Here is a 21,764-nt window from a genome sequence, read left to right on the forward strand (position 1 = left end):
GGGAGCGGTGGGCGCCCTGCACGACGGCGCGTCCGCCGCGCACCCGGCCGCGTTCGCCGCGGTGTTCCTGCCGATGGCGGCGGTGGCGCTGGCGGGGGCCTGGGTGGCCACGCGGTTGCGGACCAGCTGAGCGGTACCACTTTGACCCCACGGTTGGTACCGTTTTGGTATGGCCACCAACCTGCGTCTCCGTGACGACCAGACCGAAGCGCTCAAGCAGCGTGCCGAGCAGGAAGGCACCAGCATGCACGCCCTGCTGCTCCGGGCCGTGGACGAATACCTGGCCAGGACCGCCCATGAGGCCATCGTGCGCGAAACGGCCAGGGAGCAGGTCGCCAAGTGGTCCGAGCTGATGGAGCGGCTCAAGTGAGTCACGTATACCTGACGGCCGACGACGGCCTGGCCATCGCGGACCGTGCCGTCGATGACCAGGACATCGTCATCCGGGACGCCGGGCTTCTCGAATCGGCCGTGCACCGGCCATCGGCGTCGATGTTCGGTCAGGAGGCGTACCCCGACCTGTTCGACAAGGCGGCTTCGCTGCTCCAGTCGCTGGCCATCAACCACCCCTTCATCGACGGGAACAAGCGCACGGCCTGGGTGTCCTGCGTCGTCTTCCTGGCCATGAACGGCGTGCAGCTGCGGCCCGACATCGACGCGGCCGAGCGACTGGTGGTCGCGGTGGCCGCCGGGCGTACGGAAGAGGTCAAGGAGATCTCCCAGGAGCTGCGCGCCCTGGCCGAGTGAGCCGGGTCTCATCGCTCACGGGTGGTGCCGTTCGCGCGAGGGTCCGACCGGGCCACAGGTAGGGTGGCCCGGTTGTCGTACCGCCGCCCCGTGCACCTCTGAGAACCGACGGAGACCGTGACTACTACCGCCTCCCACCACCTCTCACCCGCCTTCCCCGGCCGTGCCCCCTGGGGCACCGCCAGCAAGCTGCGCGCCTGGCAGGAAGGCGCTCTGGAGCGCTACCTCCATGAGCAGCCCCGTGACTTCCTCGCGGTCGCGACGCCCGGCGCGGGGAAGACCACCTTCGCGCTGACCCTCGCGTCCTGGCTGCTGCACCACCACGTCGTGCAGCAGATCACGGTCGTCGCGCCGACCGAGCACCTGAAGAAGCAGTGGGCGGAGGCCGCGGCCCGGATAGGGATCAAGCTCGACCCGGACTACAGCGCGGGGCCCGTCAGCAAGGAGTACGACGGCGTCGCGGTCACCTACGCCGGTGTCGGCGTACGCCCGATGCTGCACCGCAACCGCTGCGAGCAGCGCAAGACCCTGGTGATCCTGGACGAGATCCACCACGCGGGCGACAGCAAGTCCTGGGGCGAGGCGTGCCAGGAGGCGTTCGACCCGGCGACCCGGCGGCTCGCATTGACCGGCACGCCGTTCCGCTCGGACACCAACCCGATCCCCTTCGTCTCGTACGAGGAGGGCAACGACGGCATCCGGCGCTCATCCGCCGACTACACGTACGGCTACGGCAACGCGCTCGCCGACGGCGTCGTCCGCCCCGTGATCTTCCTCAGCTACAGCGGCAACATGCGCTGGCGCACCAAGGCGGGCGACGAGATCGCCGCCCGGCTCGGCGAACCGATGACCAAGGACGCGATCGGCCAGGCATGGCGCACCGCGCTCGCGCCGACCGGTGAGTGGATCCCGAACGTGCTGCGCGCCGCCGACCAGCGCCTCACCGAGGTACGCAAGGGCATCCCGGACGCCGGAGGGCTCGTGATCGCCTCCGACCAGGACACCGCCCGCGAGTACGCCAAGATCCTCCGCAAGATCACCGGCGACCGGCCGGCGGTCGTCCTCTCCGACGAGAAGGCCGCTTCGAAGAAGATCGACCAGTTCGCCGCCGACGAGTCCCGCTGGATGGTCGCGGTCCGGATGGTGTCGGAGGGCGTCGACGTACCGCGCCTGGCCGTCGGTGTGTACGCCACCACGATCTCCACGCCGCTCTTCTTCGCCCAGGCCGTTGGCCGTTTCGTACGCTCCCGCAGGCGCGGCGAGACCGCGTCCGTCTTCGTGCCGACGATCCCGATGCTCCTCGACTTCGCGAACGAGATGGAGGTCGAGCGGGACCACGTACTGGACAAGCCCAAGAAGGGCGGCGACGACGAGAAACCCTTCGCGGAGGAGGACAAGCTCCTCGCCGACGCGGAGAAGCCGGAGGACGAGGAGACCGAGGAGCAACTGCCCTTCGAGGCACTCGAATCCGACGCGGTCTTCGACCGGGTGCTGTACGACGGCGCCGAGTTCGGGATGCAGGCCCACCCGGGCAGCGAGGAGGAGCAGGACTACCTCGGCATCCCCGGCCTCCTGGAGCCGGACCAGGTGCAACTGCTCCTCCAGAAGCGGCAGACCCGGCAGATCGCACACAGCCGCCAGAAGCCGGCCGAGGAGGCCGACCTGCTGGAGAAGGCCGCCGAAGCCCGCCCGGTCGTCACCCACAAGCAACTGCTCGAACTGCGCAAGCAGCTCAACACGATGGTGTCCGCCTACACCCACCAGAGCGGCAAACCGCACGGCGTGATCCACACGGAACTGCGCCGCACCTGCGGGGGCCCGCCGAGCGCGGAAGCGACCGCGGGCCAGCTGAAGGAACGGATCACGAAGGTCCAGGAGTGGGCGACGCGGATGCGGTGACGCCCGGGCCCCCTGGGGCGGCGCCGGTGGGCAAGGGGTCCGGGGCAGGTGCCGCCCGTCCCGTGGCTCTCCCTCAGGCGGCAGCAGGGACCGGCACCTCGGCGGCCTTGCGTACCGGCTCCTGGCGGGCGATGCCGATCCCGGTGTAGCCGCAGATCACGGCGATGATCACGCCGAAGTAGTTGAGGAACGCGTACGGCGCGTACGCCGTGGTGGCGACGCCCAGGGTCGTGGACATGTAGGTGGCGGCCTCGGTCCACGGCACCAGGGGTACGAAGACCGTGCCGGAGTCCTCCAGGGTGCGCGACAGGTTCTTCGGGGCGAGGCCGCGCTCGGGGTAGATGTCCCGGAACGCCTGGCCCGGCACGATGATCGTCAGGTACGAGACCCCCATGGAGAGCGCGGTGCCCACGGAGGTCAGCGCGGTGGCGAGGATGATCCCGCCCGTGCGGCGGACCTTGGTGAGCAGCCGGTGCATCAGGACGTCCAGGCAGCCGGTCTCGGTCAGGATGCCCGCGAAGGCGAAGCCGGCGAGGCCGATCAGCATGGTCGACGCCATCGATGCCATGCCACCGCGGTTGAGGAGCGTGCCCGCCGCCGTGGACAGGTGCTGGGGGTCGATGCCGCCGTGGCCGCTCAGCATCGACACGGTGAAGCCGGTCGACGCGGAAGCGGCGACCTGCTGGAGGGAGAAGCCCTGGAAGACGGCGCTCCCAGGATCCCCGCGAACGCCAGCACCACGATCCACGAGGGCTGGATGGCCTTGAGCCCCCAGTCGACGATCATGGGGATCGTTCCGCTCAGGGTCCAGGTGCCGATGAGCATGCCGATGGAGATCAGGATCAGCAGCGCCGGCATCGCGTCGTCGATCTTCGACCGGATGCCGGTGAGCATCTCGTCCCAGGTGACGCCGAGCCACCGGGCGATGACGCCGGTGACGGCGCAGCCCAGGTCGCCAAACCGGCGAACGACGCGATCCAGCTCGGCTCCCCTACGTCACCACGGACTCGGCCGCGAGCCTGGTCGTACTGACCGGGCAGGCATCCAAGACCATCGCCGAACAGCAGAAGGCGGTTGCCGACGCCCACGCCAAGAACGCACTGGAGGAAGCCGCCACCGCCAAGGCCCTCGCCGACCAGGCAGGGGCCGACACCAAGGCCGCCTACCAGTCAGCCGCCAACGCCGCCGGATACGCGGCCGACGCCCGCACCTACGCCAAGGACGCCCTCAGCTACGCAGCCGACGCCGCCACCGCCGCATCCAAGGCAACCGCAGCACTGGCCCGCACCATCACCTACGACAACCAGGCCACCGCCGACGCAACCGCAGCCGACAACGCAGCAGGCCGCGCCGAAGGCTACGCCAAGAACGCCCGCGACTCAGCCGACCAAGCAGCACTCGACGCAGAGGCTGCACGCACCGCCGCCACCCAGGCCGAGCAGGACGCCAAGGACGCACGAGCAGCGGCCGACCGCGCCGACACCGCAGCGACCGAAGCCGAACAGGCCGCGAAGGACGCCGCCAAGTACGCCAAGGACGCCCAGGACGCCGCCGACAGAGCCGAAAAAGCCGCGAAGGCCAAGCAGATCGACACCGGGACCATCCCCGATGCAGATGGTGGCTCCATCGGTAACACGTTCTACGTCATCGACCACATCGAGAAGGTCGGAGATCCGGAGGTCGTCAAGAAGACAGACGGCTGCGACGGCATTATCGACAAGCTCTTCTACAAGGGCGACTGCACGATCACCGCGAATATCCGGTACAAGGCGATCATCGATCTGTACCTGTGCACCGCACAGGACTTGGACGCACAGAAGTACACGTGCCCTTCCGCAGAGACCATCTACCTGGGTCAGTACCCGACCAAGGAACTGTCCCAGACGGTCACCCACACCATCACGATCGCGGAATACCAGGAGAACATCGACCCCGTCGACATCCTCTTCGGCAGCTGGATCAAATGCGCCCAGCTCATGCCCGGTGGTAAGAACGGCAGTTGGAGCGGCTGCGCCTGGGCGGCCCTGGACGTCACTTCCCTGTTCGCGGGCAAAATACTCCGGCCCATCGCCGACGCCGTCAGGGCGGTGGACGCCGCCGCCAGGACCGGCATCGGCTTCGCCGATGCCTACAACGCGCTACGCACACTCGGCCTCCCCGAGGACGTCGTCGCACGTATCGGATTCAAGGGGCTCGACGAACTCGTTGACTTCTGCATCAGGAACCGGGTTCGTGCGCCTCTGGTTTCCCGAGCGTCGGTAGCCGGCGAGGGATGCCCCACGGGCCTGATCGGCTACAACAGCGATGAACTGGGCCACATGGCTTACAAGTTCAGAATGGAGTCCGGTTACTACGGGGCGTCGCATAATGTTGCCGTCGCCAAGGTGCCGGGGTGGAACGACCCCAAGACCGGAGACCTAGTTGTCGCGAGCAGTGGTTTCTCCGGTCACTCGGAGACAGCGCTCCTGGACAAGCTCGCAGCAAAGGGTGTCGACCCTCACCAGATCACGGCTCTGTACACTGAGCGGCAACCTTGTGGAGCTTGTGCCTCCGAATTGGCGGCAGCCCTTAAGGTGGGCACGCCAGTCACCTGGTCGGTCCCCTACCCTCCCGGCATGGAGGGTGGGGCGAAGGAATTGCTGGCGTTTTATATCAAAGAGGCCGGCGGGGGGCGCTTGGCGCGCTCCCTCTCAGACCATCAATGGGAAGAGAAGTAAAAGACCCATGACCGAGCACGGTTTCGATCTGGCGCCGAGAGCTGCGTCAGATATCATCGCCCAGCGCAACTCCGTGGCTGGCGAAGCTTGCCGCGCAATCGCCCAAGCCGGAATTCCCGTTTACCGGGCCGGAGAAGGAGAAGAGTCCGAAGGCGGGGCTGGGGCAACAGTTTACGTGGACCCCCTTGTTGTCGGGGGCGTGTTGGTGGAATGGCACACAGAGGCGGAACTAAAAGATGCCGTTGTGGACCTTTTGGTAGCCGGAGTCGATCCTTCGGATCCGCCTTACCTGGTTCGCCATCACGAAACCATCCATGCGTGTATGCAGAATGCCCTTCTGGGAATCCTTGCTTCGGCGGGATTCCATACTGAAAAAACTGACGGGCACATTTACGGTCGTGGGGTCTTCATAAAGGACTCTTAGACCTGATCCCATTCGCCGGCCTCGCTGACACCGCTCTATATGGGTGACAGCGAGGCTGATCCGGGACTTATCTCTGATGGGCGCTGTCGTCACGCGGCGGTGTGGCGCGGGCAGTCCTACGGAGAGCCGCCCGATCAGCCAGGTCTGCCGCTTGTTGGGCTTGCAGTCGAAGGTTCGCAGCTTGACCGGTACGTCCTGGGCATAAATGTGCTTGGTGTCCATGCTCAGGCACTCTTCGTGAAGTTGTCTTTGTGAGGTTCCCCCGTCATGCGGGAGGTGCTGATCAGCTGGTCATCAGGGGTTGATGGGTGTTCAGATTCGTTGGTTCGGCCGTCGCCTGCTCGGCGTAGTGCTTCTCCTCGAACTCGATCGGGCTGAGGAAGCCGAGCCGTTCTGGATGCGGCGGGAGTTGTAGAAGCCGTCGATGTACTCGAGGACCGCGAGATTCACCTCGGCCCTCGTGGTGAAGGTGTGGCTACGGAGGCCCTTGGTTTTGATGGGCATCCAGAGGTTCTCCGCGAGGGCGTTGTCGTACGAGTTCCCGACGGAGCCTATGGACGCCTCAACTCCATTCCGCGTCAGCCGGGTTGTGAGCTTGGTGGACGTGTACTGACAGCCGTGGTCGGCGTGATGGATGAGCTTGCCCGGCTCGGCCTCGCGAGACGCGAGCGCGTACTCCAGCGTGGTCAGGACCAGGTCGGCGTCCGCGTGGACGGAGGTCTCCCACGCGACCACCCGGCGGGAGAATGCGTCCCGGATCGCGGAGAGCCACAACGGTCGAACTTCTCCCGCATCTCGGGGGAACCTCACTAAGCTGGTAGCCGCCAGGGACCTGGGTCACGATCCAGTCCTCACTAACCTCGGCGTTTCGTACGCCCAGCAGGACTTGGAGGTTGGCCATGTAGGTGGTTGACCGCTGGTTCGTAATTCTCGCAGGTTAGAGGCACTTTCTGCTGTTCTGACCGCCTACCGGACAGCAGACCTCACGAAAGCGCGACGTTAGGGACCCCTGAACAAGTCGTGCGCGGCAGAGACTGTTGCTGTCTCTGCCGCGCACGGGTGTTGTGTGGTCTGGTGCGGGCGCGCCGGGCGCTCCTAGCGGTCGTTGCTCGTCTTCAGGCCGGTTATGAATGCGGTCCAGGAGGCCGTGGGGAATGCCATGGCGGGGCCGTCCGGGTGCTTGCTGTCACGGACGGGGACGACGCCGGGGAATCCGTCCGCCACTTCCACGCAGTTGCCGCCCTCCTGATTGCTGTAGCTGCTCTTGCGCCAGGCGGCGGCGGTCAGATCGAGACGGGACACTCGCTTCACGGTGGTTGCCCTCCATGACGGATCGGATCATGTCCAGTGACATGAGTGGGGGCAGCGCCACTGCCCGCAGTTGATCGTAGGTCACCGCGAAGCGCCTGACTTCTTCCGGTTCCTCGATCAGCTGGCCGTAATGCGCGCCCTCCGTGTATGCGACCTCGGTGCCGTCCGGCAGGCCGAGAACGGTGAGAGAGCCACCCATCACGTCATGCTCGCCCTGGTCGAACGGCAGCACCTGCACGGTGATATGAGGTTCATCGGCCGTCTCCAGTAGGCGGTTCAACTGCGCCCGCATGACAGCCGGGCCGCCGACAGGACGTCGTAGGACCGCCTCGTCGAGAACTGCCCACAGCTCGGGGGTATCGGGCCCAGTGAGGCGTTCCTGGCGTTCCATTCGGGCCGTGATCCGTTCCTCCAGGTGTTCCTCGCTCTTGAGGGAGCGGCCGACGCTCAGAAGTGCCCGTGCGTATTCCCGGGTCTGCAACAGGCCCGGCACCGCGTGCGATGCGTACTCGCGGATCGAAGCCGCCCGTGCCGCGTGTCCCATGAACGCCCTCGACCAGTCAGGGAACGTCTCCCTGTACACGTACGGCCACAAGTCGATCAGCAGGTTGTCCGCCACCAGGGCGGTGTCCAGTGCCTGTGTCAGCTCGCGTGTCGGTTTCGCACCGGATGCGCGCTCGATCTGGGTGATGCGGGTGCTCACCACGTGCGTCATATCGCCCAGTTCGACCTGGGTCAGTCCCGCCGCCGTACGGAGCTTGCGCACCCGTGAGCCGAAGAGCGCGGCCATCGAGGTCTGGGGGTCAATTGGTCTGGCCAAGACGGCACTTCCGTTCTTTACGACCGGGAAGGTAAGGCTTCGTCACCTTTCGAGCCTAGGGCCAGCGGTCGATTCTTGAGTACGGAACGTCACGACTGCCGCACTCTGCGGGACGCGTGAAGGATCGACCGCCCGGGAGGGCCACACCATGTTGAAACCAGAGACCGCGCCGGGTGAGGGGTCGAAGAAGAGGACGGGAGAGGCCGCGCAGTCGGACGGGCCGGGTCCGGCTGCCCCTGAACCTCAACGACGGTTTCTCTCCAGGCAGTTCGCGTCGTCACCGCGAGGTGCCCGGCTTGCCCGGCGGATCGCCGTGAGGCATCTGGGGGAGTGGGGGTTTCCTCCGATGTCGGACGCGTCGTGCACCGTGGCCCTGCTGGTCGCGGAGCTTGCCGCGAATGCCGTGCGGCATGGCCGGGCGCCCGGGCGCGACTTCCATCTGCTCGTCGCTTTTGACGGGCGGGCGAGCCGGTTCCGTATCGAGGTTTCCGACGCATCTGCGGATCGGCTGCCGGTTCGGGCTGCCGCCCCTGCGGCCGAGGAGGAATCGGGTCGCGGTCTGCTTCTCGTTGATGTCCTCGCCGACCGCTGGGGATGGGAGCCTCGCGTACCTGTCGGGAAGACGGTGTGGGCGGACGTGGTCGCCACCCCGTAACCGCGAAGGTAAAAGCTCGGCATAAAGAAGGCGACGATAAGGGAAGGGAATCCGGTCACGGTCTGCGGTCATTTCGTTGCAATCAGGTCATACCTCGTACCGACTGCCCGGATTCTGGACTTACCCTTCCGCTGAGCGGACCGGCTCGCTACTGTCCCGGCAACGCATACGCCCCGTGGCAGAGCCGCCTCGGAGCGCAGCCGGTGCCCTGGCCTGCCGGCGGCCGCTGCGCGCGTCGCCGACGGGAACCGGCGCCGTGACTTTCGTGGTGAGCCGCCGCGACTACCACGTAAGGAGTGGGCGTCGTGACCGCCGAGACTTCTCAGACGCTCGACCGGGGACTCCGCGTCCTCAAACTGCTCGCAGACACCGACCACGGGCTGACCGTCACCGAGTTGTCCAACAAACTCGGGGTCAACCGCACGGTCGTCTACCGACTGCTCGCCACATTGGAACAGCACACCCTCGTCCGCCGCGACCTGGGGGGCCGCGCCAGGGTCGGGCTCGGTGTGCTGCGCCTGGGCCGCCAGGTGCACCCGCTCGTCAGGGAAGCGGCGCTGCCCGCGCTGCGCTCGCTCGCCGAGGACATCGGTGCGACGGCGCACCTCACGCTCGTCGACGGCTCGGACGCGCTCGCTGTCGCGGTGGTCGAACCGACGTGGACGGACTACCACGTGGCGTACCGGGCCGGCTTCCGCCATCCGCTGGACCGGGGCGCCGCCGGGCGCGCGATCCTCGCCTCCCGGCAGGGGCTGCCCGACGGGCCCGGTTACACGCTCACCCATGGCGAACTGGAGGCCGGCGCGAGTGGCGCCGCCGCGCCACTGGTCGGGGTGACCGGGGTGGAGGGGAGCGTGGGAGTGGTGATGCTCGCCGATTCGATACCGGAAGAGGTGGGGCCGCGGGTGGTCGACGCGGCGCGGGAGGTGGCGGAGGCGTTGCGGTGACAGGGGGGGCTGGGCCGGGGCCGCCGTGGCTGCTGGGGCCGCTGCGGCCACGGCGGGCTCGGGGCTCTGCCCGGACCCCGGTCCTCAATCTCCCCCAGACTTCCAGACTTCGTCCGGGGGACCCCAGGACGGGCTTGACCGGGCTGCTGTGCCGGATCCGGACCGCGGTCCCTGCCCCCACCCGCCGGGGCAGTCCGCTGCGCGCCGCCCGATAGATTGGCTTCGTGCTCCTCCGTGATCCGCGCTCTCGTGTCCTTGCCGTCTGTGCCGTCCTGGTGCTTGCCCTGCTCGGTACGGCCGCCTTCGCGCCGCTGCCGTTCTCGGTGGCGCAGCCGGGGCTGACCGCCAATGTGCTCGGTGACGACAAGGGGCAGCCGGTGATCAGCATCTCCGGCGCGCCCGTGCGGAAGACGTCCGGGCAGCTGCGGATGGTGACCATCGAGGCGACCGGGCCGTCCACGGACATCGATCTCGGGCAGGTGATCGACGGCTGGTTCCGTACCGACCGCGCGGTCATGCCGCGCGACGCCGTCTACCCGGGCGGCGGCAGCGACGCCCAGATCGAGCAGCACAACCTCGACGAGATGAAGGGTTCGCAGGACGCCGCGACCGAGGCCGCGCTCTCCTATCTCGGCGACAGCCCGGACAAGGTCAAGGTGGGTCTGCACCTCGCGGATGTCGGCGGGCCCAGCGCCGGGCTGCTCTTCTCGCTCGGCATCATCGACAAGCTGGACGGTGACGGCGCGGGCAGCGATCTCACCGGCGGCCGGACCATCGCGGGTACGGGGACCATCGACGCGGCGGGGAAGGTCGGCGCGGTCGGGGGAGTGGCGCTGAAGACGCAGTCCGCCGCCCGGGACGGGGCCACCGTCTTCCTCGTACCGAAGGCCGAGTGCGCGGACGCCAAGTCGAAGCTTCCGCACGGGCTGCGGCTGATCCCGGTCACCACGCTCAAGGGCACGGTGTCGGTCCTGGCGACGCTGAAGAAGGGCGGCTCCCTCCCGAGCTGCTGACCCGGCCGGTCTCGCTGACTCCTCCGGAGCTGCTGCCCGGCCGACCTCGCCGCCCCCCGTCACCCCTTCTTGATGAAGCCCTCCTTGATCAGCCACGCCTTCGCCACCTCGTGCGGGTCCTGACCCTCCACGTCCACCTTCGCGTTCAGCTGCTGCGCGACCTGTGTCGTCAGCTTCTTCGTGATCGGGTCGAGCACCTTCGCGATGGCCGGGTGCTCCTTCATCGCCTTGCTGTACATCTCCGGCGCCGCGTTGTAGTTGGGAAAGAACTTCTTGTTGTCCGTGAGGACCTTGAGCCCCAGATGCGGGATGCGGCCGTCCGTCGTGAACACCTCGCCCAGCGTGCAGGTCTTGCCGCCTGACACCTGGGTGTAGACCACCCCGCTGTCCATCTTCCTGATGTGCGACGGCGGGATCGAGAAGCCGTACGCCTTCTCCACCCCGGGCAGTCCGTCGTTGCGTACGGCGAACTCCGCCTCGACGCAGACCGTCGCCGCCGACGGGTTCTGCTTCGCCAGCCGGGCCACGTCGGAGAGGTCCTTGAGGTGGTACTTCTCGGCGTTCTTCTTGTTCGCCGCGAGTGCGTACGTGTTGTTGAGCCGCGCGGGCGGCAGCCAGGTGATGCCGTTGCTGAGGTCCGCGTCGTGCACCGCCTGCCACTGCTTCTGCGGGCTCGGGATGGGCTTGGTATGGCCGAGGTAGGTGATCCAGGCCGTGCCCGTGTACTCGTACATCCCGTCCGCCGAACCGGACTTGACCGCCTCACGCGCACCGATCGACCCCTGGATGTCCGTCCGGTCCAGGACCGACGCACCGGCCGCCTTGAACGCGAGCCCCATCATCTGGCCCAGGATGATCTGCTCGGTGAACTGCTTGGACGTGACCGTCAGGCTGGCCCCCTTCAGCGGCAGCCCCCGCCCGATCGACCCCGGCTTCACATCGTCGACCATCGGGCTGCCACTGGTCAGCCCGCACCCCGACAGCGCGGCCGCCCCCACCAGGACACCGGCCCCGGCAGCTGCGAGCGTCGTCCGTACGCGCATCACGTCTCCAGTCCGCGCGGCCGCAGCAGCACTTCGGCGATCGACGCGAGCCAGTCCACCAGCAGCGCCAGCGCCACGGTCAGTACGGAGCCCAGGATCAGCACCGGCATCCGCTGGTTGGTGATCCCGGCGTTGATCAGGTCCCCGAGGCCGCCGCCACCGCCGAACGTGGCCAGTGTGGCCGTGCCCACATTGAGCACCAGCGCGGTCCGCACCCCCGCCAGGATCAGCGGTACGGCCAGCGGCAGCTCCACCCGGAACAGCACACCGGGCGCCGACATCCCGATGCCGCGCGCCGCGTCGATCAGTCCCGGGTCGGTGGCGCGCAGGCCCGCGATGGTGTTGCTGAGGACCGGAAGCACGGCGTAGATCGTGATGCCGATCAGCGCCGGTTCCCGGCCGGTTCCCAGCCAGATCACCAGCAGGGCGAGCAGCCCGATCGCGGGGGTCGCCTGGCCGATGTTGGCGAGCGCCACCACGTACGGCGACGCCCTGCGCAGCGCACTGCGGGTCAGCGCGATGCCCAGCGGAATCGAGATGATCAGTACGAAGAAGGTGGAGATCGCGGTGAGCTGGATGTGCTGCCACAGGGCGGTCTGGGTCGCGTCGTGGGCCAGCGAGTTCCGCGAGATCGAGTCCAGGTCCGCGTTGGTGATCCAGATCAGGGTCGCGCCGACCACGACGGCCAGCAGCACCGGCATGAAGAGCAGCTTGAGCCAGGTCAGCCGGCGCACCGGCCTGCGGCCGAGGGGCCGGGGCGCGGCCGTCAGGCCCTGCCCGGTCCCGGCCCCCTCGGACCCGGTGCGCTCGTCCTGTTCGGCCTGCTCGGCCTGTTCGTCGCGGAACGCGAGACCCCGGACCTCGTGTTCCCCGTGCGGCCGCTGCGGCGGGCGCCGCTGTTCGGAGCTCACGACGGGTCCTCCCGTGCGCCGGCCACACCGCCGGACACACCTTCCTGGAGCGCGTGGGTCTGCTGCGCGCGCAGATCCGCCAGATCCTGCTGGTGCTCCAGCGCGGCGAGCCGGTCGGCCTCCAGCATCTCGTGCACCGAGTTCATCAGCGTCTCCATGGTGACGACGCCGATGAACTCGCCCCTGCGGCCGGTCACCGCGGTCCGCCCGCCGCTGTCGGTCAGCACCGCCTCCAGCGCGTCGCGCAGCGTCGCGTCCCGGGTCACATGGTCGTGTACGAGCGTCCCGGCGCGCGCCAGCGAGCCGCGGGCCCGCATCAGATCGCCGCGCCGCAGCCACTTGTAGGGGCGGCGGTTCTTGTCGAGGAGCAGCACCTCGTTCGTACTGCCGGTGCGCAGCAGGGTGAAGATGGACTCCAGCGGGTCGTCGATCGTCGCCGTCGGGAAGTCGGCGATCTCCACCTCCCGTACGCGGGTCAGGTTCAGCCGCTTGAGGGCGGCGCCCGCCCCGACGAAACCGGAGACGAAGTCGTCGGACGGGTTGGTGAGGATCGCCTCGGGGGTGTCGAACTGGGCGATGTGTGACTGCTCACGCAGCACCGCGATCCGGTCGCCGAGCTTGATCGCCTCGTCGAAGTCATGGGTGACGAACACGATCGTCTTGTGCAGCTCGTGCTGGAGCCTGATCAGCTCGTCCTGGAGGTGGTCGCGGGTGATCGGGTCCACCGCGCCGAACGGCTCGTCCATCAGCAGTACCGGCGGGTCGGCAGCCAACGCCCTTGCCACACCGACCCGTTGCTGCTGGCCGCCGGAGAGCTGGCGCGGATAGCGGCCGTGGTACTCGCGCGGGTCGAGCCCGACGAGATCGAGCATCTCCTCGACCCGGTCCTTCACCCGCTGCTTGGACCAGCCGATCATCTTCGGTACGAGGGCGATGTTGTCGGCGACCGTCATGTGCGGGAAGAGGCCGGACGACTGGATCGCGTAACCGACCTTGCGGCGCAGCTTCACCGGGTCGATGCCGGTGACGTCCTCGCCGCCGATCCTGATCACCCCGGAGGTGGGCTCGATCAGCCGGTTGATCATCCGCAGCGTGGTGGACTTCCCGCACCCCGAAGGACCCACCAGGATCACGATCTCACCGGCCGCGATGTCCATGCTGACGCTGTCCACGGCGGGCAGCGGGGTCCCCGAGTAGTGCTTGGAGAGGTTCTCCAGCTGGATGGTGGCGCCGGTGACGGCGTTCTCCGTGCGGGCCTCGGCGGGGTTCTCCGTACGTGCTTGAGCGGGCTCTGCGTGATCAGGCACGGATACCCCTCGAAATGGTCAGGCGTCCGATCAGGACGTACGCGGCATCGAAAAGCAGCGCCAGGATGATGATCCCGAGCGTGCCGGAGAGCACCTCGTTGAGCGCGTTGGCGCTGCCGAGGCTGGAGATCCCGCGGAAGATCTGGTTACCGAGGCCGGGCCCCGACGCGAAGGCGGCGATGGCGGCGATCCCCATCAGCATCTGGGTGGCGACCCTGATGCCGGTGAGGATCGGCGGCCAGGCCAGCGGCAGCTCCACCCGCAGCAGCCGGCTGATCCGGGACATCCCGATCCCGGTGGCCGCGTCCACCAGGTCCTCGTCCACCCCGCGCAGCCCGACGATGGTGTTGCGGACGATCGGCAGCAGCCCGTACAGCACCAGGGCGATCATCGTCGGCGCGACACCGAGGCCGACGATCGGGATCAGCAGACCGATCATGGCCAGCGAGGGGATGGTCAGGATCGACGAGGTCGTGGCGACGGCGACGTTGCCCGCCCACTCCTTGCGGTACGACAGGACGCCGATCAGCACCCCCAGCGCGGTCGCGATGACCATCGCCTGGAACACCGCGCTCGCGTGCTGGCCCGCGTCGGCCAGTAACTGCTGATAGCGGTTGCCGAGGTATTCCCAGAAATTCATCCCTCGGGGCCCCTTCCTCGGCTCGCCTGCTCCACCAGCGGGATGATCCGCAGAGGCACAGGGTTTTCCATGACGATCGCCGTGGAGGCGCGCACAATGCCATCGAAACCCACGACGAGGTCGATCACCCGTTGAAGATCCGCGTTCGACCGGGCCACCAGACGGCAGAGCATGTCCCCGTGACCGGTCGTGGTGTGCAGTTCGAGCACCTCGGGCACCCCGCTCAAGTGCGCCCGAACATCGGCCCCTTGGCCCTGTTTGATCTCCAGCGTCGCGAAGGCTGTCACCGGGTACCCGAGGGCCGCCGGATCGACCTCGGGGCCGAATCCCCGGATTACTCCATGCGACTGGAGCCGGTCGAGCCGCGCCTGTACGGTCCCGCGCGCCACGCCGAGCCGCCGGGACGCCTCCAGCACCCCGATCCGGGGCTCGCGGGCCAGCAGCACGATCAGCCGGCCGTCCAGTTCGTCGATGCCCACGCGTGGCTCCCGCCGCTCACGGATGCCACCGGGCTGTGGTCACCCTGTACAGATGGACCGCCCATCCTGGTCCCGTACTGAACAGATTGCCCAGCAAAATCACAAACTATTGCGCACCTTGCGATACGGCGGGACGCTTCCCCCATGACTGAGACCACCCAGCACACCCCGGACACCGCGCGTGAGGCCGACCCCTTCCCGGTGAAGGGAATGGACGCGGTCGTCTTCGCCGTCGGCAACGCCAAGCAGGCCGCGCACTACTACGCGACCGCCTTCGGCATGAAGCTCGTCGCCTACTCCGGACCGGAGAACGGCAGCCGCGAGACCGCAAGTTACGTCCTGACGAACGGCTCGGCCCGCTTCGTGTTCACCTCCGTCATCAAGCCCGCGACCGACCACGGCCGCTTCCTCGCCGGCCATGTCGCCGAGCACGGCGACGGCATCGTGGACCTCGCCATCGAGGTGCCGGACGCCCGCGCCGCGTACGCCTACGCGACCGCGCACGGCGCCACCGGCCTCCAGGAGCCGTACGAGGTCAAGGACGACCACGGCACGGTGGTCCTGGCCGCCATCGCCACCTACGGCACCACCCGCCACACGCTGGTGGAGCGCACCGGCTACGACGGCCCGTACCTGCCCGGGTACGCGGCCGCCGACCCGATCGTCGAGCCGCCGGCCCGGCGCACGTTCCAGGCCATCGACCACTGTGTCGGCAACGTCGAACTCGGCAAGATGAACGAGTGGGTCGCCTTCTACAACAAGGTCATGGGCTTCACGAACATGAAGGAGTTCGTGGGCGACGACATCGCCACCGAGTACTCCGCCCTGATGTCGAAGGTCGTCGCCGACGGCACGCTCAAGGTGAAGTTCCCGATCAACGAGCCGGCGGTCGCGAAGAAGAAGTCGCAGATCGACGAGTACCTGGAGTTCTACGGCGGCGCCGGTGTCCAGCACATCGCGCTCGCGACGAACGACATCGTCGGTTCGGTCCGCGCCATGCGGGCGGCGGGCGTCCAGTTCCTGGACACGCCCGACTCGTACTACGACACGCTGGGGGAGTGGGCGGGCGAGACCCGTGTCCCCGTCGAGACCCTCAGGCAGGAGAAGATCCTGGTCGACCGCGACGAGGACGGCTATCTGCTGCAGATCTTCACGAAGCCGGTCCAGGACCGGCCGACGGTCTTCTTCGAGATGATCGAGCGGCACGGATCGATGGGCTTCGGCAAGGGGAACTTCAAGGCGCTGTTCGAGGCGATCGAGCGGGAGCAGGAGCGGCGCGGGAATCTGTGAGCGGGCTGAGCGGGCTGCGCTCTGGGCGGGCTGAGCGGCTCGGTGGCTGCGTGACTGGCAGCTTGGCTGTGAGTGGAGCGGCTGAGCGGTTGCGTGGCTTGACCTGAGTGGTCCAGCGGGCGCGTGATGGGCGGGGGCCGGGAATTCTTCCGGCCCCCGCCCATCTCTCTGCCGCATCAGCGTTCGTCCTCGTCCTCCTCGTCGTCTTCGTACGCGTCGTCGTCCTCTTCTTCCTCGCCTTCGTCGTCACCCTCCTCCCCGTTCCCGTCCTCGTCTTCTTCTTCCTCGTCCTCGTACTCCTCGTCCCCCTCCTCCTCTTCCTCTTCCTCTCCGTCCCCCTGGTCCTCGTCGTCCTCAAGGCCCTCCTCGTGGCTGCGGACGACCTCGCCGTCGCGGATCTCTCCGCGCCAGCCTTCGACTTCCTCGTCGTCCCCGGTCAGGGTCACGTAACGCTGGAAGTGCTTGAGGTCCAGGCGCAGCCGGCGGCCCTGGGCGCGCCAGAGGTTGCCGGTCTTCTCGAAGAAGCCGGATGGCGTGTACTCGACGACGGCGACGACACGGGTCAGGCTCGGGGCCAGTTCATGGAAGGTGATGGCGCCGCGGGTCGTGCCCTTGGCGCCCTCGGACGTCCAGAGGATGCGGTCGTCCGGCACCTGCTCCTGCACGGTGGCCTTCCAACTGCGGTTGGAGAAGGCGACCTTGAGTTTCCAGTCGCTCTCGATCTCGTCCGACTGCTTCACACCGGTGACGCCCTTGGTGAACGAGCTGAATTCCTCGATCTCGGCCCATCGGTCGTACACCGTGCGCAGCGGCTTTCCGACGTCGATGGTCTCGATAATGTTCATAACCTTGGGGCTGCCGGCCTTACTGCTGCCGCCACCGCCGCCGAAAGCGCTCTTGACCGAGTCCACCGCCTTGTCCTTCATGGCGCCGGCCTTCTCGCCCACGAATGCCTTGACGGGGTTCTCACCGCCCATGACGCGTTTCCCGACGTCGAGGAGGCCCCCGCCGCCGTCGCCGTCGGAATCTCCAAGCCCCTCCGCCAGATCCGAGAGTTTCCCGCCGGCCGAATCGATCAACCGCTGCCCCTGGGCGCCGATATAGCTGGAAAGCTCGTCCTTGACCCGGTCGAGGGCGGACATTCCCTGGTCCGTAGGTGCGTCCTCCTGCTTGGCCATGAGAGCTACCTCCTACGGCTGTTACGGCTCGAAGTCTTCTTGGCGGCAGCCTTCTTCGACGGAGCCTTCTTGGCCGCTGTCTTCTTCGCCGCCGCCTTCTTCGCGGGTTTCTTCTTGGCGGGTGCGGACGCGGACTTCTTGGCCGGTGCCTTTTTCGCCGGCGCCTTCTTGGCGGGAGGCTTCTTCGCCGCGGGCCGCTTCGCAGGACGACGGGGCGGCTCTTCTTCTTCCTCCCCCTCGTCCCCTTCTTCCTCTTCGGCTTCCTCCTCCGCGGGCTCTTCCTCGTCCTCTTCCGCGTACTCCTCGTCCTCGTCCTCTTCTTCGTTCTCTTCCTCTTCGCCCGGCTGTTCCAGCAGGGCACTGGTCCGCTGCTGGAGTGCGTCGGCGACGGATTCGAGGCGGCGGTTCGCCTGCGCCGACAGGGCCGTACGCCCGGCGGTCAGCACTTCACCCCGTACCTGCTCGATCAACGGAGCAACCTGTGGATTCTCCGCCAGCTTCCGCGCGCCCATGCTGATCATGTCCCGCGGATTGAGCGGCAGTTGCTGACCCGCCACCAGGGAAGCAAGGCCAATGGCCAGCTTCCCCTTCTTCGTCCGCCCGAGGACATAACCAGCCGCAACGGCAGCGGTCAGTGAGACCTTCGTGCTGTTTTCCATGAGCGCTCCTCAATCAGAGCTGAATCGCCGCTGTTCCACTCCGGCACAGGCATCCGGTGAGGGTGCGGAGCGGGAGCAGGGCGCGGAGAAACCCCAGCCCTGTGGGCGGCCCCCGGCGCCGCTCCGCGCACCCCCGTCCGGCTGCCCGGAGATGAGCGAGCTACTGCCTCAGCGCACCCGCCCGCTCGGTTCGCTGTCCTCTTCGTCCTCGTCGTCGTCGGATCCGGCCAGGTGCACGTCGGAGACCTTGATGTTGATCTCGACGACCTCCAGACCCGTCATCGTCTCCACCGCGTCCGTCACCCGGCTGCGGATCTCCTTCGCGGCGTCCGCGATCGGCTCGCCGTACTCCACGATGACCTCGACATCGATCGCGGCCTGGGTCTCCCCGACCTCGACCTTGACTCCCCTGCTGGGCGCGGGTGTCTTCGAGACCCTGTCGCGGACCGATCCGATGGCGCGGGAGGCGCTGCCGCCCACCGCGTACACACCGTCGGTCTCGCGGACCGCTATGCCCGCGATGGTCGCGACGACCGTGTCCGCGATGGTGGTCGTGCCCCGGGTGCCGGCGCTGTCGCCGCTGTTGCCCAGAGTGGTCGAGTGGGTGCTGCCGGTGCTGTCGTTACTGGCCATGGGAAATCCTCCAGTGAGAAGAAGGCCGGCGTCGGTGAGGGCGACCGGAAGCGGCCGGCCGGTGCTGACCGGCATCGCGGTACGCCCCTCTCATCCCAATGTCCTCCGGCCCCCGGCAGGACGCCATTCGGGTGGATTCTGATTGGGCGCGCCGAAGACTGGTAAAGGGCGCGGGGCCGCCGCCAGCCTTTCGGTCCACCCCGCGTGCGGGGCGCCCGGGCACTTCACAGAATGACGGACATGGCAGAACAGCGTGCCCGGAAATCCGGGACCTCCAGATCCGCTTCTTCCGGCGCGGCCAGAAAGCAGGTGAAGGGCGCGGAGGACGCGGCCGAACGCGCGTGCCTGAGCCTGCGGAAGCTGATCAGTCACAGGACCGAAGGCGTCTCCGCCGTATCGCGGACCGATGGCGGCTGGCATGTCGACGTGGACGTACTCGAACTCCCGCGCATTCCCGATACGACCAGCCTGCTGGCCACGTACCAAGTGGACATCGATGAGCAGGGGGCCCTGCTGGAATACCGCAGAGTCCGGCGCTACCGCCGTGGCCAGGCAGACGATTGAGAGCTTCCGATGCCCGAGACCAAGATACCGCCGGTGACGAAGACGTCACCCGCGATCAAGACAATCCGGAAAGACGGTCCTCCCTTGAGTACATACAGCGAGGAAATTGTCCGCGTCCCCCGTGCCGGCACGCTCTATGACGTCCTGGAACTCATCCTCGACCGCGGCATGGTCATCGACATCTTCATACGGGTGTCCCTGGTCGGCATCGAAATCCTGAAGATCGATGCGCGCATCGTGGTGGCCAGCGTCGACACCTATCTCCGGTTCGCGGAAGCCTGCAACCGGCTCGATCTGGAGAACGACACGACGAGCAGGACAGTGCCCGAACTCTTCGGCGGCGGCATGGCCAAGAGCGCCGGGAAGGCCGGCGCCAAGAAGGCCGCGCATTCCGTGGGCGACAAGGTGAAGAAGGCCGTCGGAGTCGGCGACGGCGATGACGACGACGATGACGAGGCGCGGGAAGAGGAACGGCCGCGCCGCCACAAGGCGAGCCGTTCGCGGAGCGCCGACAGCGGCCGTACGCGCCGTCACAAGGAGGAGAGCTGACCGATGGCCGGGACAGGCATGTACGTGTACGGCATCGTGGGCGGCGCACATCCGCTCCCCGCGGATGCCAGGGGCGTCGGCGACCCGCCCGCCGAGATCCGGCTGCTGCCGGCCGGTGAACTGGCCGTCGTGGTCAGTGCGGCCCCTCCGGGGCTCAGGGCCCGCCGCCGCGATCTCATGGCACACCAGGATCTGCTGCTGGAGCTCGCCGAGGCGGGGCCGGTGCTGCCGATGCGCTTCGGGGTGGTCGCGCCGGACGAGTCCACGGTGCTGTCCGACGTCGCGGCGCGCGGCGGCGAGCACACCGCGATCCTCGAACGGCTCGACGCACGCGTGGAGATGAACGTCAAGGTCATGCCGGTCCAGGACAACCTGGCCGCGCTGATCCGGGAGGACCCCGTGGTCCGGAGGGCCCGCGAGGAGGCCCGCCGCAGGCCCGGGTACGAGGCCAACATCCGTCTGGGTGAGGCCGTTTCGGCCGGGCTGCGGCGCAGGGCCACTGCGGCCGCGGCCCTGCTGCCCGCCCAGTGCGCGGAGCTGGCCGACGAGATGCGCCCCGGGCCGGAAGTCGAAGGCTGCGTCCTGAACATCTCCTTCCTCGTCCCGCGGCGCCGCGAAGCCGACTTCCGCGCGGTCGTCGAGCGCTGTGCCGCCGCCCATCCGGACCGCCTGGACCTCCGGCTCACCGGGCCGCTGCCCTGCTACAGCTTCGTGGTCCCGGAATCCGCACCGGCCAGGGTCTGACATGGGGCTGATCTCCGGCGTACTGCTCCTCCCGCTGGCACCGGTACGCGGCGTGGTGTGGATCTCCGACCGGATGGTCGATGCGGCCGAGCAGGAGCTGCACGACCCCGGGGTGATCCGTGCCCAACTGGCCGCGCTGAACCGCTCCCTGGACGACGGTGAGATCGGTCTGGCGCAGTTCGAGCTGGAGGAGGAGCGGCTGCTGGACCTGCTCGACAGAAGGAGACCGCACCGCACCACAGCGTCGGCGCCGATGGCACCGGGAACAGGGGGCACCCCGTGACGGAAGTGGACAGCTGGGACTCGGAGCCCGTCACACGCGCACCCAGCACGGCCAACCTGGCCGAAATCCTGGAACGCGTCCTGGACAAGGGCATCGTCATCGCGGGCGATATCAAGATCGATCTGCTGGACATCGAACTGCTGACCATCCGGCTGCGCCTGTTCGTCTCGTCCGTGGAGACGGCGAAGAAGGCGGGCATCGACTGGTGGGAGACCGACCCCGCACTCTCCTCGCGGGCCGCGCACGACGCGCTGTCCGAGGAGAACCAGAAATTGCGCGAACGCCTCCAGGAACTGGAGGGCGACGACGCCGGGGAACCCGGCAGCCGAAGGGAACTGCGCCGCCGATGACCGCCGTGTCCCCGCACCGCCCGCCCGTACCGCACGACAGCGCCGGCTCCCCGGCCACGTACGTCTTCGCCGTCTGCGGTCCCGACCGCCCCGCCCGTCCGGGGCCCGCCGCCGGACACCCCGGAGGCGGCCCCCTGCGTTTCCTGAACGTCGGCTCGCTGCGGGCCGTGGTGCAGGACGTACCGGCGGACGCCTTCTCCGAGAGCGCCCTGCGGGAGCGGCTCACCGACCCCGCCGAACTCGAACGCTGTGCGCGGACCCACCACGACGTCGTCACCGCCGCCGCCGACGGAGGCCCCACGGTGCCGCTCCCGCTGGCCACCCTCTATCTGGGGGACGAGCGTGCGACCGCCGCACTCGGCGCGAACCAGGAACGCTTCCGGGCGGCGCTCGACCGCGTCGCCGGACGGGTGGAGTGGGCCGTCAAGGTCTATCTGGCGCAGCCCGGCGCCACGACCGGGCCGCCCGCCGCCGCGCACACCCCCGCCCGAGCCCATGCCCCCGCGCCGGAGACGGGCCGCGGCTATCTGAACCGGCTGCGCGGTCTGCGGCAGCAGCGGGAACTGCGCCAGGACAACGCACTGGCCGCGGCCGGGCGCGT

29 protein-coding genes are annotated in these 21,764 nt (G+C 68.1%); 15 read left to right on the forward strand and 14 right to left on the reverse strand.

Translation table 11 applies throughout. The annotated features are described in order from the left end of the window. Nucleotides 1-169: 169 nt before the first annotated feature. The 3 genes from G3I19_RS20955 (at nucleotide 170) to G3I19_RS20965 (ending at nucleotide 2,646) form a co-directional block, all read left to right on the forward strand. Nucleotides 170-370 (forward strand): ribbon-helix-helix protein, CopG family, encoded by a 201-nt coding sequence (locus tag G3I19_RS20955; protein WP_164265209.1) that lies wholly within the window; start codon nucleotides 170-172, stop codon nucleotides 368-370. Continuing rightward, a complete protein-coding gene (locus tag G3I19_RS20960; protein WP_164265210.1) occupies nucleotides 367-747 on the forward strand; it encodes a type II toxin-antitoxin system death-on-curing family toxin in 381 nt (126 codons plus the stop codon). Before G3I19_RS20955 ends, G3I19_RS20960 begins: the two co-directional genes overlap by 4 nt. 117 nt (nucleotides 748-864) lie before the next feature. Next, on the forward strand, nucleotides 865-2,646 hold the full coding sequence (locus tag G3I19_RS20965; RefSeq protein WP_164265211.1) for a DEAD/DEAH box helicase: 1,782 nt from the start codon (nucleotides 865-867) through the stop codon (nucleotides 2,644-2,646). Between the two features lie 73 nt (nucleotides 2,647-2,719). Here the strand turns inward: G3I19_RS20965 and G3I19_RS20970 are convergent, their stop codons facing one another. The 3 genes from G3I19_RS20970 to G3I19_RS38310 all read right to left on the reverse strand — a co-directional run bounded on the left by G3I19_RS20970 (nucleotide 2,720) and on the right by G3I19_RS38310 (nucleotide 4,301). Next, nucleotides 2,720-3,295, reverse strand: coding sequence for a Na+/H+ antiporter NhaC family protein (locus G3I19_RS20970; RefSeq protein WP_343235156.1), 576 nt, complete (start codon nucleotides 3,293-3,295; stop codon nucleotides 2,720-2,722). Continuing rightward, nucleotides 3,283-3,540, reverse strand: a complete 258-nt coding sequence (locus G3I19_RS38305) for a hypothetical protein (protein WP_343235157.1) — start codon at nucleotides 3,538-3,540, stop codon at nucleotides 3,283-3,285. Before G3I19_RS38305 ends, G3I19_RS20970 begins: the two co-directional genes overlap by 13 nt. 485 nt (nucleotides 3,541-4,025) lie before the next feature. Then, a complete protein-coding gene (locus tag G3I19_RS38310) occupies nucleotides 4,026-4,301 on the reverse strand; it encodes a hypothetical protein (protein ID WP_343235158.1) in 276 nt (91 codons plus the stop codon). Nucleotides 4,302-4,451: 150 nt separating this feature from the next. On the opposite strand from G3I19_RS38310, the gene G3I19_RS38315 reads away from it, so the two are divergent. Both G3I19_RS38315 and G3I19_RS20980 read left to right on the forward strand, forming a co-directional pair. Beyond that, nucleotides 4,452-5,363, forward strand: a complete 912-nt coding sequence (locus G3I19_RS38315) for a nucleic acid/nucleotide deaminase domain-containing protein (protein ID WP_343235159.1) — start codon at nucleotides 4,452-4,454, stop codon at nucleotides 5,361-5,363. Nucleotides 5,364-5,370: 7 nt separating this feature from the next. Further along, nucleotides 5,371-5,787: a hypothetical protein gene (locus G3I19_RS20980; RefSeq protein ID WP_164265213.1), complete on the forward strand. Its 417-nt coding sequence runs from the start codon at nucleotides 5,371-5,373 to the stop codon at nucleotides 5,785-5,787. Nucleotides 5,788-6,099: 312 nt separating this feature from the next. On the opposite strand, the gene G3I19_RS20985 is transcribed toward G3I19_RS20980, so the two are convergent. From G3I19_RS20985 to G3I19_RS20990, 3 genes are all read right to left on the reverse strand, one after another. Beyond that, nucleotides 6,100-6,561, reverse strand: coding sequence for a DDE-type integrase/transposase/recombinase (locus G3I19_RS20985; RefSeq protein WP_164265214.1), 462 nt, complete (start codon nucleotides 6,559-6,561; stop codon nucleotides 6,100-6,102). Nucleotides 6,562-6,882: 321 nt separating this feature from the next. After that, nucleotides 6,883-7,017: a DUF397 domain-containing protein gene (locus G3I19_RS37590; protein WP_343235160.1), complete on the reverse strand. Its 135-nt coding sequence runs from the start codon at nucleotides 7,015-7,017 to the stop codon at nucleotides 6,883-6,885. Further along, complete coding sequence (locus tag G3I19_RS20990) at nucleotides 6,974-7,888, reverse strand: helix-turn-helix transcriptional regulator (RefSeq protein WP_164265215.1); 915 nt, start codon at nucleotides 7,886-7,888, stop codon at nucleotides 6,974-6,976. The genes G3I19_RS37590 and G3I19_RS20990 overlap by 44 nt, the downstream gene beginning before the upstream one ends. 178 nt (nucleotides 7,889-8,066) lie before the next feature. On the opposite strand from G3I19_RS20990, the gene G3I19_RS20995 reads away from it, so the two are divergent. The 3 genes from G3I19_RS20995 to G3I19_RS21005 all read left to right on the forward strand — a co-directional run bounded on the left by G3I19_RS20995 (nucleotide 8,067) and on the right by G3I19_RS21005 (nucleotide 10,533). Next, nucleotides 8,067-8,573 carry an ATP-binding protein gene (locus G3I19_RS20995; protein WP_164265216.1) on the forward strand — a complete coding sequence of 169 codons (507 nt, stop codon included), beginning with the start codon at nucleotides 8,067-8,069 and terminating at the stop codon, nucleotides 8,571-8,573. Nucleotides 8,574-8,878: 305 nt separating this feature from the next. Beyond that, on the forward strand, nucleotides 8,879-9,520 hold the full coding sequence (locus G3I19_RS21000) for a helix-turn-helix domain-containing protein (RefSeq protein WP_164265217.1): 642 nt from the start codon (nucleotides 8,879-8,881) through the stop codon (nucleotides 9,518-9,520). A gap of 224 nt (nucleotides 9,521-9,744) precedes the next feature. After that, complete coding sequence (locus tag G3I19_RS21005) at nucleotides 9,745-10,533, forward strand: S16 family serine protease (RefSeq protein ID WP_164265218.1); 789 nt, start codon at nucleotides 9,745-9,747, stop codon at nucleotides 10,531-10,533. A gap of 59 nt (nucleotides 10,534-10,592) precedes the next feature. Here the strand turns inward: G3I19_RS21005 and G3I19_RS21010 are convergent, their stop codons facing one another. From G3I19_RS21010 to G3I19_RS21030, 5 genes are all read right to left on the reverse strand, one after another. Beyond that, nucleotides 10,593-11,576 (reverse strand): glycine betaine ABC transporter substrate-binding protein, encoded by a 984-nt coding sequence (locus tag G3I19_RS21010; RefSeq protein ID WP_164265219.1) that lies wholly within the window; start codon nucleotides 11,574-11,576, stop codon nucleotides 10,593-10,595. After that, nucleotides 11,576-12,487: an ABC transporter permease gene (locus tag G3I19_RS21015; protein ID WP_164265220.1), complete on the reverse strand. Its 912-nt coding sequence runs from the start codon at nucleotides 12,485-12,487 to the stop codon at nucleotides 11,576-11,578. Before G3I19_RS21015 ends, G3I19_RS21010 begins: the two co-directional genes overlap by 1 nt. Continuing rightward, nucleotides 12,484-13,710, reverse strand: coding sequence for a betaine/proline/choline family ABC transporter ATP-binding protein (locus G3I19_RS21020; protein WP_343235162.1), 1,227 nt, complete (start codon nucleotides 13,708-13,710; stop codon nucleotides 12,484-12,486). Before G3I19_RS21020 ends, G3I19_RS21015 begins: the two co-directional genes overlap by 4 nt. Nucleotides 13,711-13,786: 76 nt before the next feature. Then, complete coding sequence (locus G3I19_RS21025; RefSeq protein WP_164265222.1) at nucleotides 13,787-14,434, reverse strand: ABC transporter permease; 648 nt, start codon at nucleotides 14,432-14,434, stop codon at nucleotides 13,787-13,789. Beyond that, nucleotides 14,431-14,913, reverse strand: a complete 483-nt coding sequence (locus G3I19_RS21030) for an Lrp/AsnC family transcriptional regulator (RefSeq protein ID WP_164265223.1) — start codon at nucleotides 14,911-14,913, stop codon at nucleotides 14,431-14,433. The genes G3I19_RS21025 and G3I19_RS21030 overlap by 4 nt, the downstream gene beginning before the upstream one ends. A 144-nt stretch (nucleotides 14,914-15,057) precedes the next feature. Between G3I19_RS21030 and hppD the strand changes: the two genes are divergently transcribed. Beyond that, the gene (gene hppD / locus G3I19_RS21035) at nucleotides 15,058-16,203 is read left to right on the forward strand and encodes a 4-hydroxyphenylpyruvate dioxygenase (RefSeq protein ID WP_164265224.1); all 1,146 of its coding nucleotides are present in this window, start codon (nucleotides 15,058-15,060) and stop codon (nucleotides 16,201-16,203) included. Nucleotides 16,204-16,379: 176 nt separating this feature from the next. Here hppD and G3I19_RS21040 read toward each other — a convergent pair whose 3' ends face one another. The 3 genes from G3I19_RS21040 to G3I19_RS21050 all read right to left on the reverse strand — a co-directional run bounded on the left by G3I19_RS21040 (nucleotide 16,380) and on the right by G3I19_RS21050 (nucleotide 18,673). Beyond that, nucleotides 16,380-17,381 carry an SRPBCC family protein gene (locus tag G3I19_RS21040; RefSeq protein ID WP_164265225.1) on the reverse strand — a complete coding sequence of 334 codons (1,002 nt, stop codon included), beginning with the start codon at nucleotides 17,379-17,381 and terminating at the stop codon, nucleotides 16,380-16,382. Nucleotides 17,382-17,386: 5 nt separating this feature from the next. Beyond that, nucleotides 17,387-18,040: a hypothetical protein gene (locus tag G3I19_RS21045; RefSeq protein ID WP_164265226.1), complete on the reverse strand. Its 654-nt coding sequence runs from the start codon at nucleotides 18,038-18,040 to the stop codon at nucleotides 17,387-17,389. Between the two features lie 168 nt (nucleotides 18,041-18,208). Further along, nucleotides 18,209-18,673: an Asp23/Gls24 family envelope stress response protein gene (locus tag G3I19_RS21050; protein WP_164265227.1), complete on the reverse strand. Its 465-nt coding sequence runs from the start codon at nucleotides 18,671-18,673 to the stop codon at nucleotides 18,209-18,211. A 240-nt stretch (nucleotides 18,674-18,913) separates the two neighbouring features. Here G3I19_RS21050 and G3I19_RS21055 point away from each other — a divergent pair, with 240 nt between their 5' ends. The 6 genes from G3I19_RS21055 to G3I19_RS21080 all read left to right on the forward strand — a co-directional run. Further along, on the forward strand, nucleotides 18,914-19,237 hold the full coding sequence (locus tag G3I19_RS21055; protein WP_164265228.1) for a gas vesicle protein: 324 nt from the start codon (nucleotides 18,914-18,916) through the stop codon (nucleotides 19,235-19,237). Nucleotides 19,238-19,321: 84 nt separating this feature from the next. Next, nucleotides 19,322-19,786, forward strand: a complete 465-nt coding sequence (gvpJ, locus tag G3I19_RS21060) for a gas vesicle protein GvpJ (RefSeq protein WP_239074632.1) — start codon at nucleotides 19,322-19,324, stop codon at nucleotides 19,784-19,786. 3 nt (nucleotides 19,787-19,789) lie between these two features. Continuing rightward, a complete protein-coding gene (locus G3I19_RS21065; RefSeq protein WP_164265230.1) occupies nucleotides 19,790-20,530 on the forward strand; it encodes a GvpL/GvpF family gas vesicle protein in 741 nt (246 codons plus the stop codon). A 1-nt stretch (nucleotide 20,531) separates the two neighbouring features. Continuing rightward, complete coding sequence (locus tag G3I19_RS21070) at nucleotides 20,532-20,813, forward strand: gas vesicle protein GvpG (RefSeq protein WP_164265231.1); 282 nt, start codon at nucleotides 20,532-20,534, stop codon at nucleotides 20,811-20,813. Beyond that, nucleotides 20,810-21,163 carry a gas vesicle protein gene (locus tag G3I19_RS21075; protein WP_343235161.1) on the forward strand — a complete coding sequence of 118 codons (354 nt, stop codon included), beginning with the start codon at nucleotides 20,810-20,812 and terminating at the stop codon, nucleotides 21,161-21,163. The genes G3I19_RS21070 and G3I19_RS21075 overlap by 4 nt, the downstream gene beginning before the upstream one ends. Next, nucleotides 21,160-21,764, forward strand: a 605-nt coding sequence (locus tag G3I19_RS21080; protein WP_164265232.1) for a GvpL/GvpF family gas vesicle protein, incomplete at its 3' end; no start/stop codon positions are given. The genes G3I19_RS21075 and G3I19_RS21080, both read left to right, overlap by 4 nt.

The sequence above is a fragment of the Streptomyces sp. SID10853 genome (assembly GCF_010548145.1).
GTDB lineage: Bacteria > Actinomycetota > Actinomycetes > Streptomycetales > Streptomycetaceae > Streptomyces.

Excerpts from the sequence above, each read along its gene's own strand:
- G3I19_RS20955 (WP_164265209.1), top strand. The coding sequence starts at position 170 with ATGGCCACCAACCTGCGTCTCCGTGACGACCAGACCGAAGCGCTCAAG.
- G3I19_RS38305 (WP_343235157.1), bottom strand. The coding sequence starts at position 3,540 with ATGCTCACCGGCATCCGGTCGAAGATCGACGACGCGATGCCGGCGCTG.
- G3I19_RS20980 (WP_164265213.1), top strand. The coding sequence starts at position 5,371 with ATGACCGAGCACGGTTTCGATCTGGCGCCGAGAGCTGCGTCAGATATC.
- G3I19_RS20990 (WP_164265215.1), bottom strand. The coding sequence starts at position 7,888 with ATGGCCGCGCTCTTCGGCTCACGGGTGCGCAAGCTCCGTACGGCGGCG.
- G3I19_RS20995 (WP_164265216.1), top strand. The coding sequence starts at position 8,067 with ATGTTGAAACCAGAGACCGCGCCGGGTGAGGGGTCGAAGAAGAGGACG.
- G3I19_RS21010 (WP_164265219.1), bottom strand. The coding sequence starts at position 11,576 with ATGCGCGTACGGACGACGCTCGCAGCTGCCGGGGCCGGTGTCCTGGTG.
- G3I19_RS21025 (WP_164265222.1), bottom strand. The coding sequence starts at position 14,434 with ATGAATTTCTGGGAATACCTCGGCAACCGCTATCAGCAGTTACTGGCC.
- hppD (WP_164265224.1), top strand. The coding sequence starts at position 15,058 with ATGACTGAGACCACCCAGCACACCCCGGACACCGCGCGTGAGGCCGAC.
- G3I19_RS21040 (WP_164265225.1), bottom strand. The coding sequence starts at position 17,381 with ATGGCCAAGCAGGAGGACGCACCTACGGACCAGGGAATGTCCGCCCTC.
- G3I19_RS21045 (WP_164265226.1), bottom strand. The coding sequence starts at position 18,040 with ATGGAAAACAGCACGAAGGTCTCACTGACCGCTGCCGTTGCGGCTGGT.
- G3I19_RS21050 (WP_164265227.1), bottom strand. The coding sequence starts at position 18,673 with ATGGCCAGTAACGACAGCACCGGCAGCACCCACTCGACCACTCTGGGC.
- G3I19_RS21055 (WP_164265228.1), top strand. The coding sequence starts at position 18,914 with ATGGCAGAACAGCGTGCCCGGAAATCCGGGACCTCCAGATCCGCTTCT.
- G3I19_RS21065 (WP_164265230.1), top strand. The coding sequence starts at position 19,790 with ATGGCCGGGACAGGCATGTACGTGTACGGCATCGTGGGCGGCGCACAT.
- G3I19_RS21070 (WP_164265231.1), top strand. The coding sequence starts at position 20,532 with ATGGGGCTGATCTCCGGCGTACTGCTCCTCCCGCTGGCACCGGTACGC.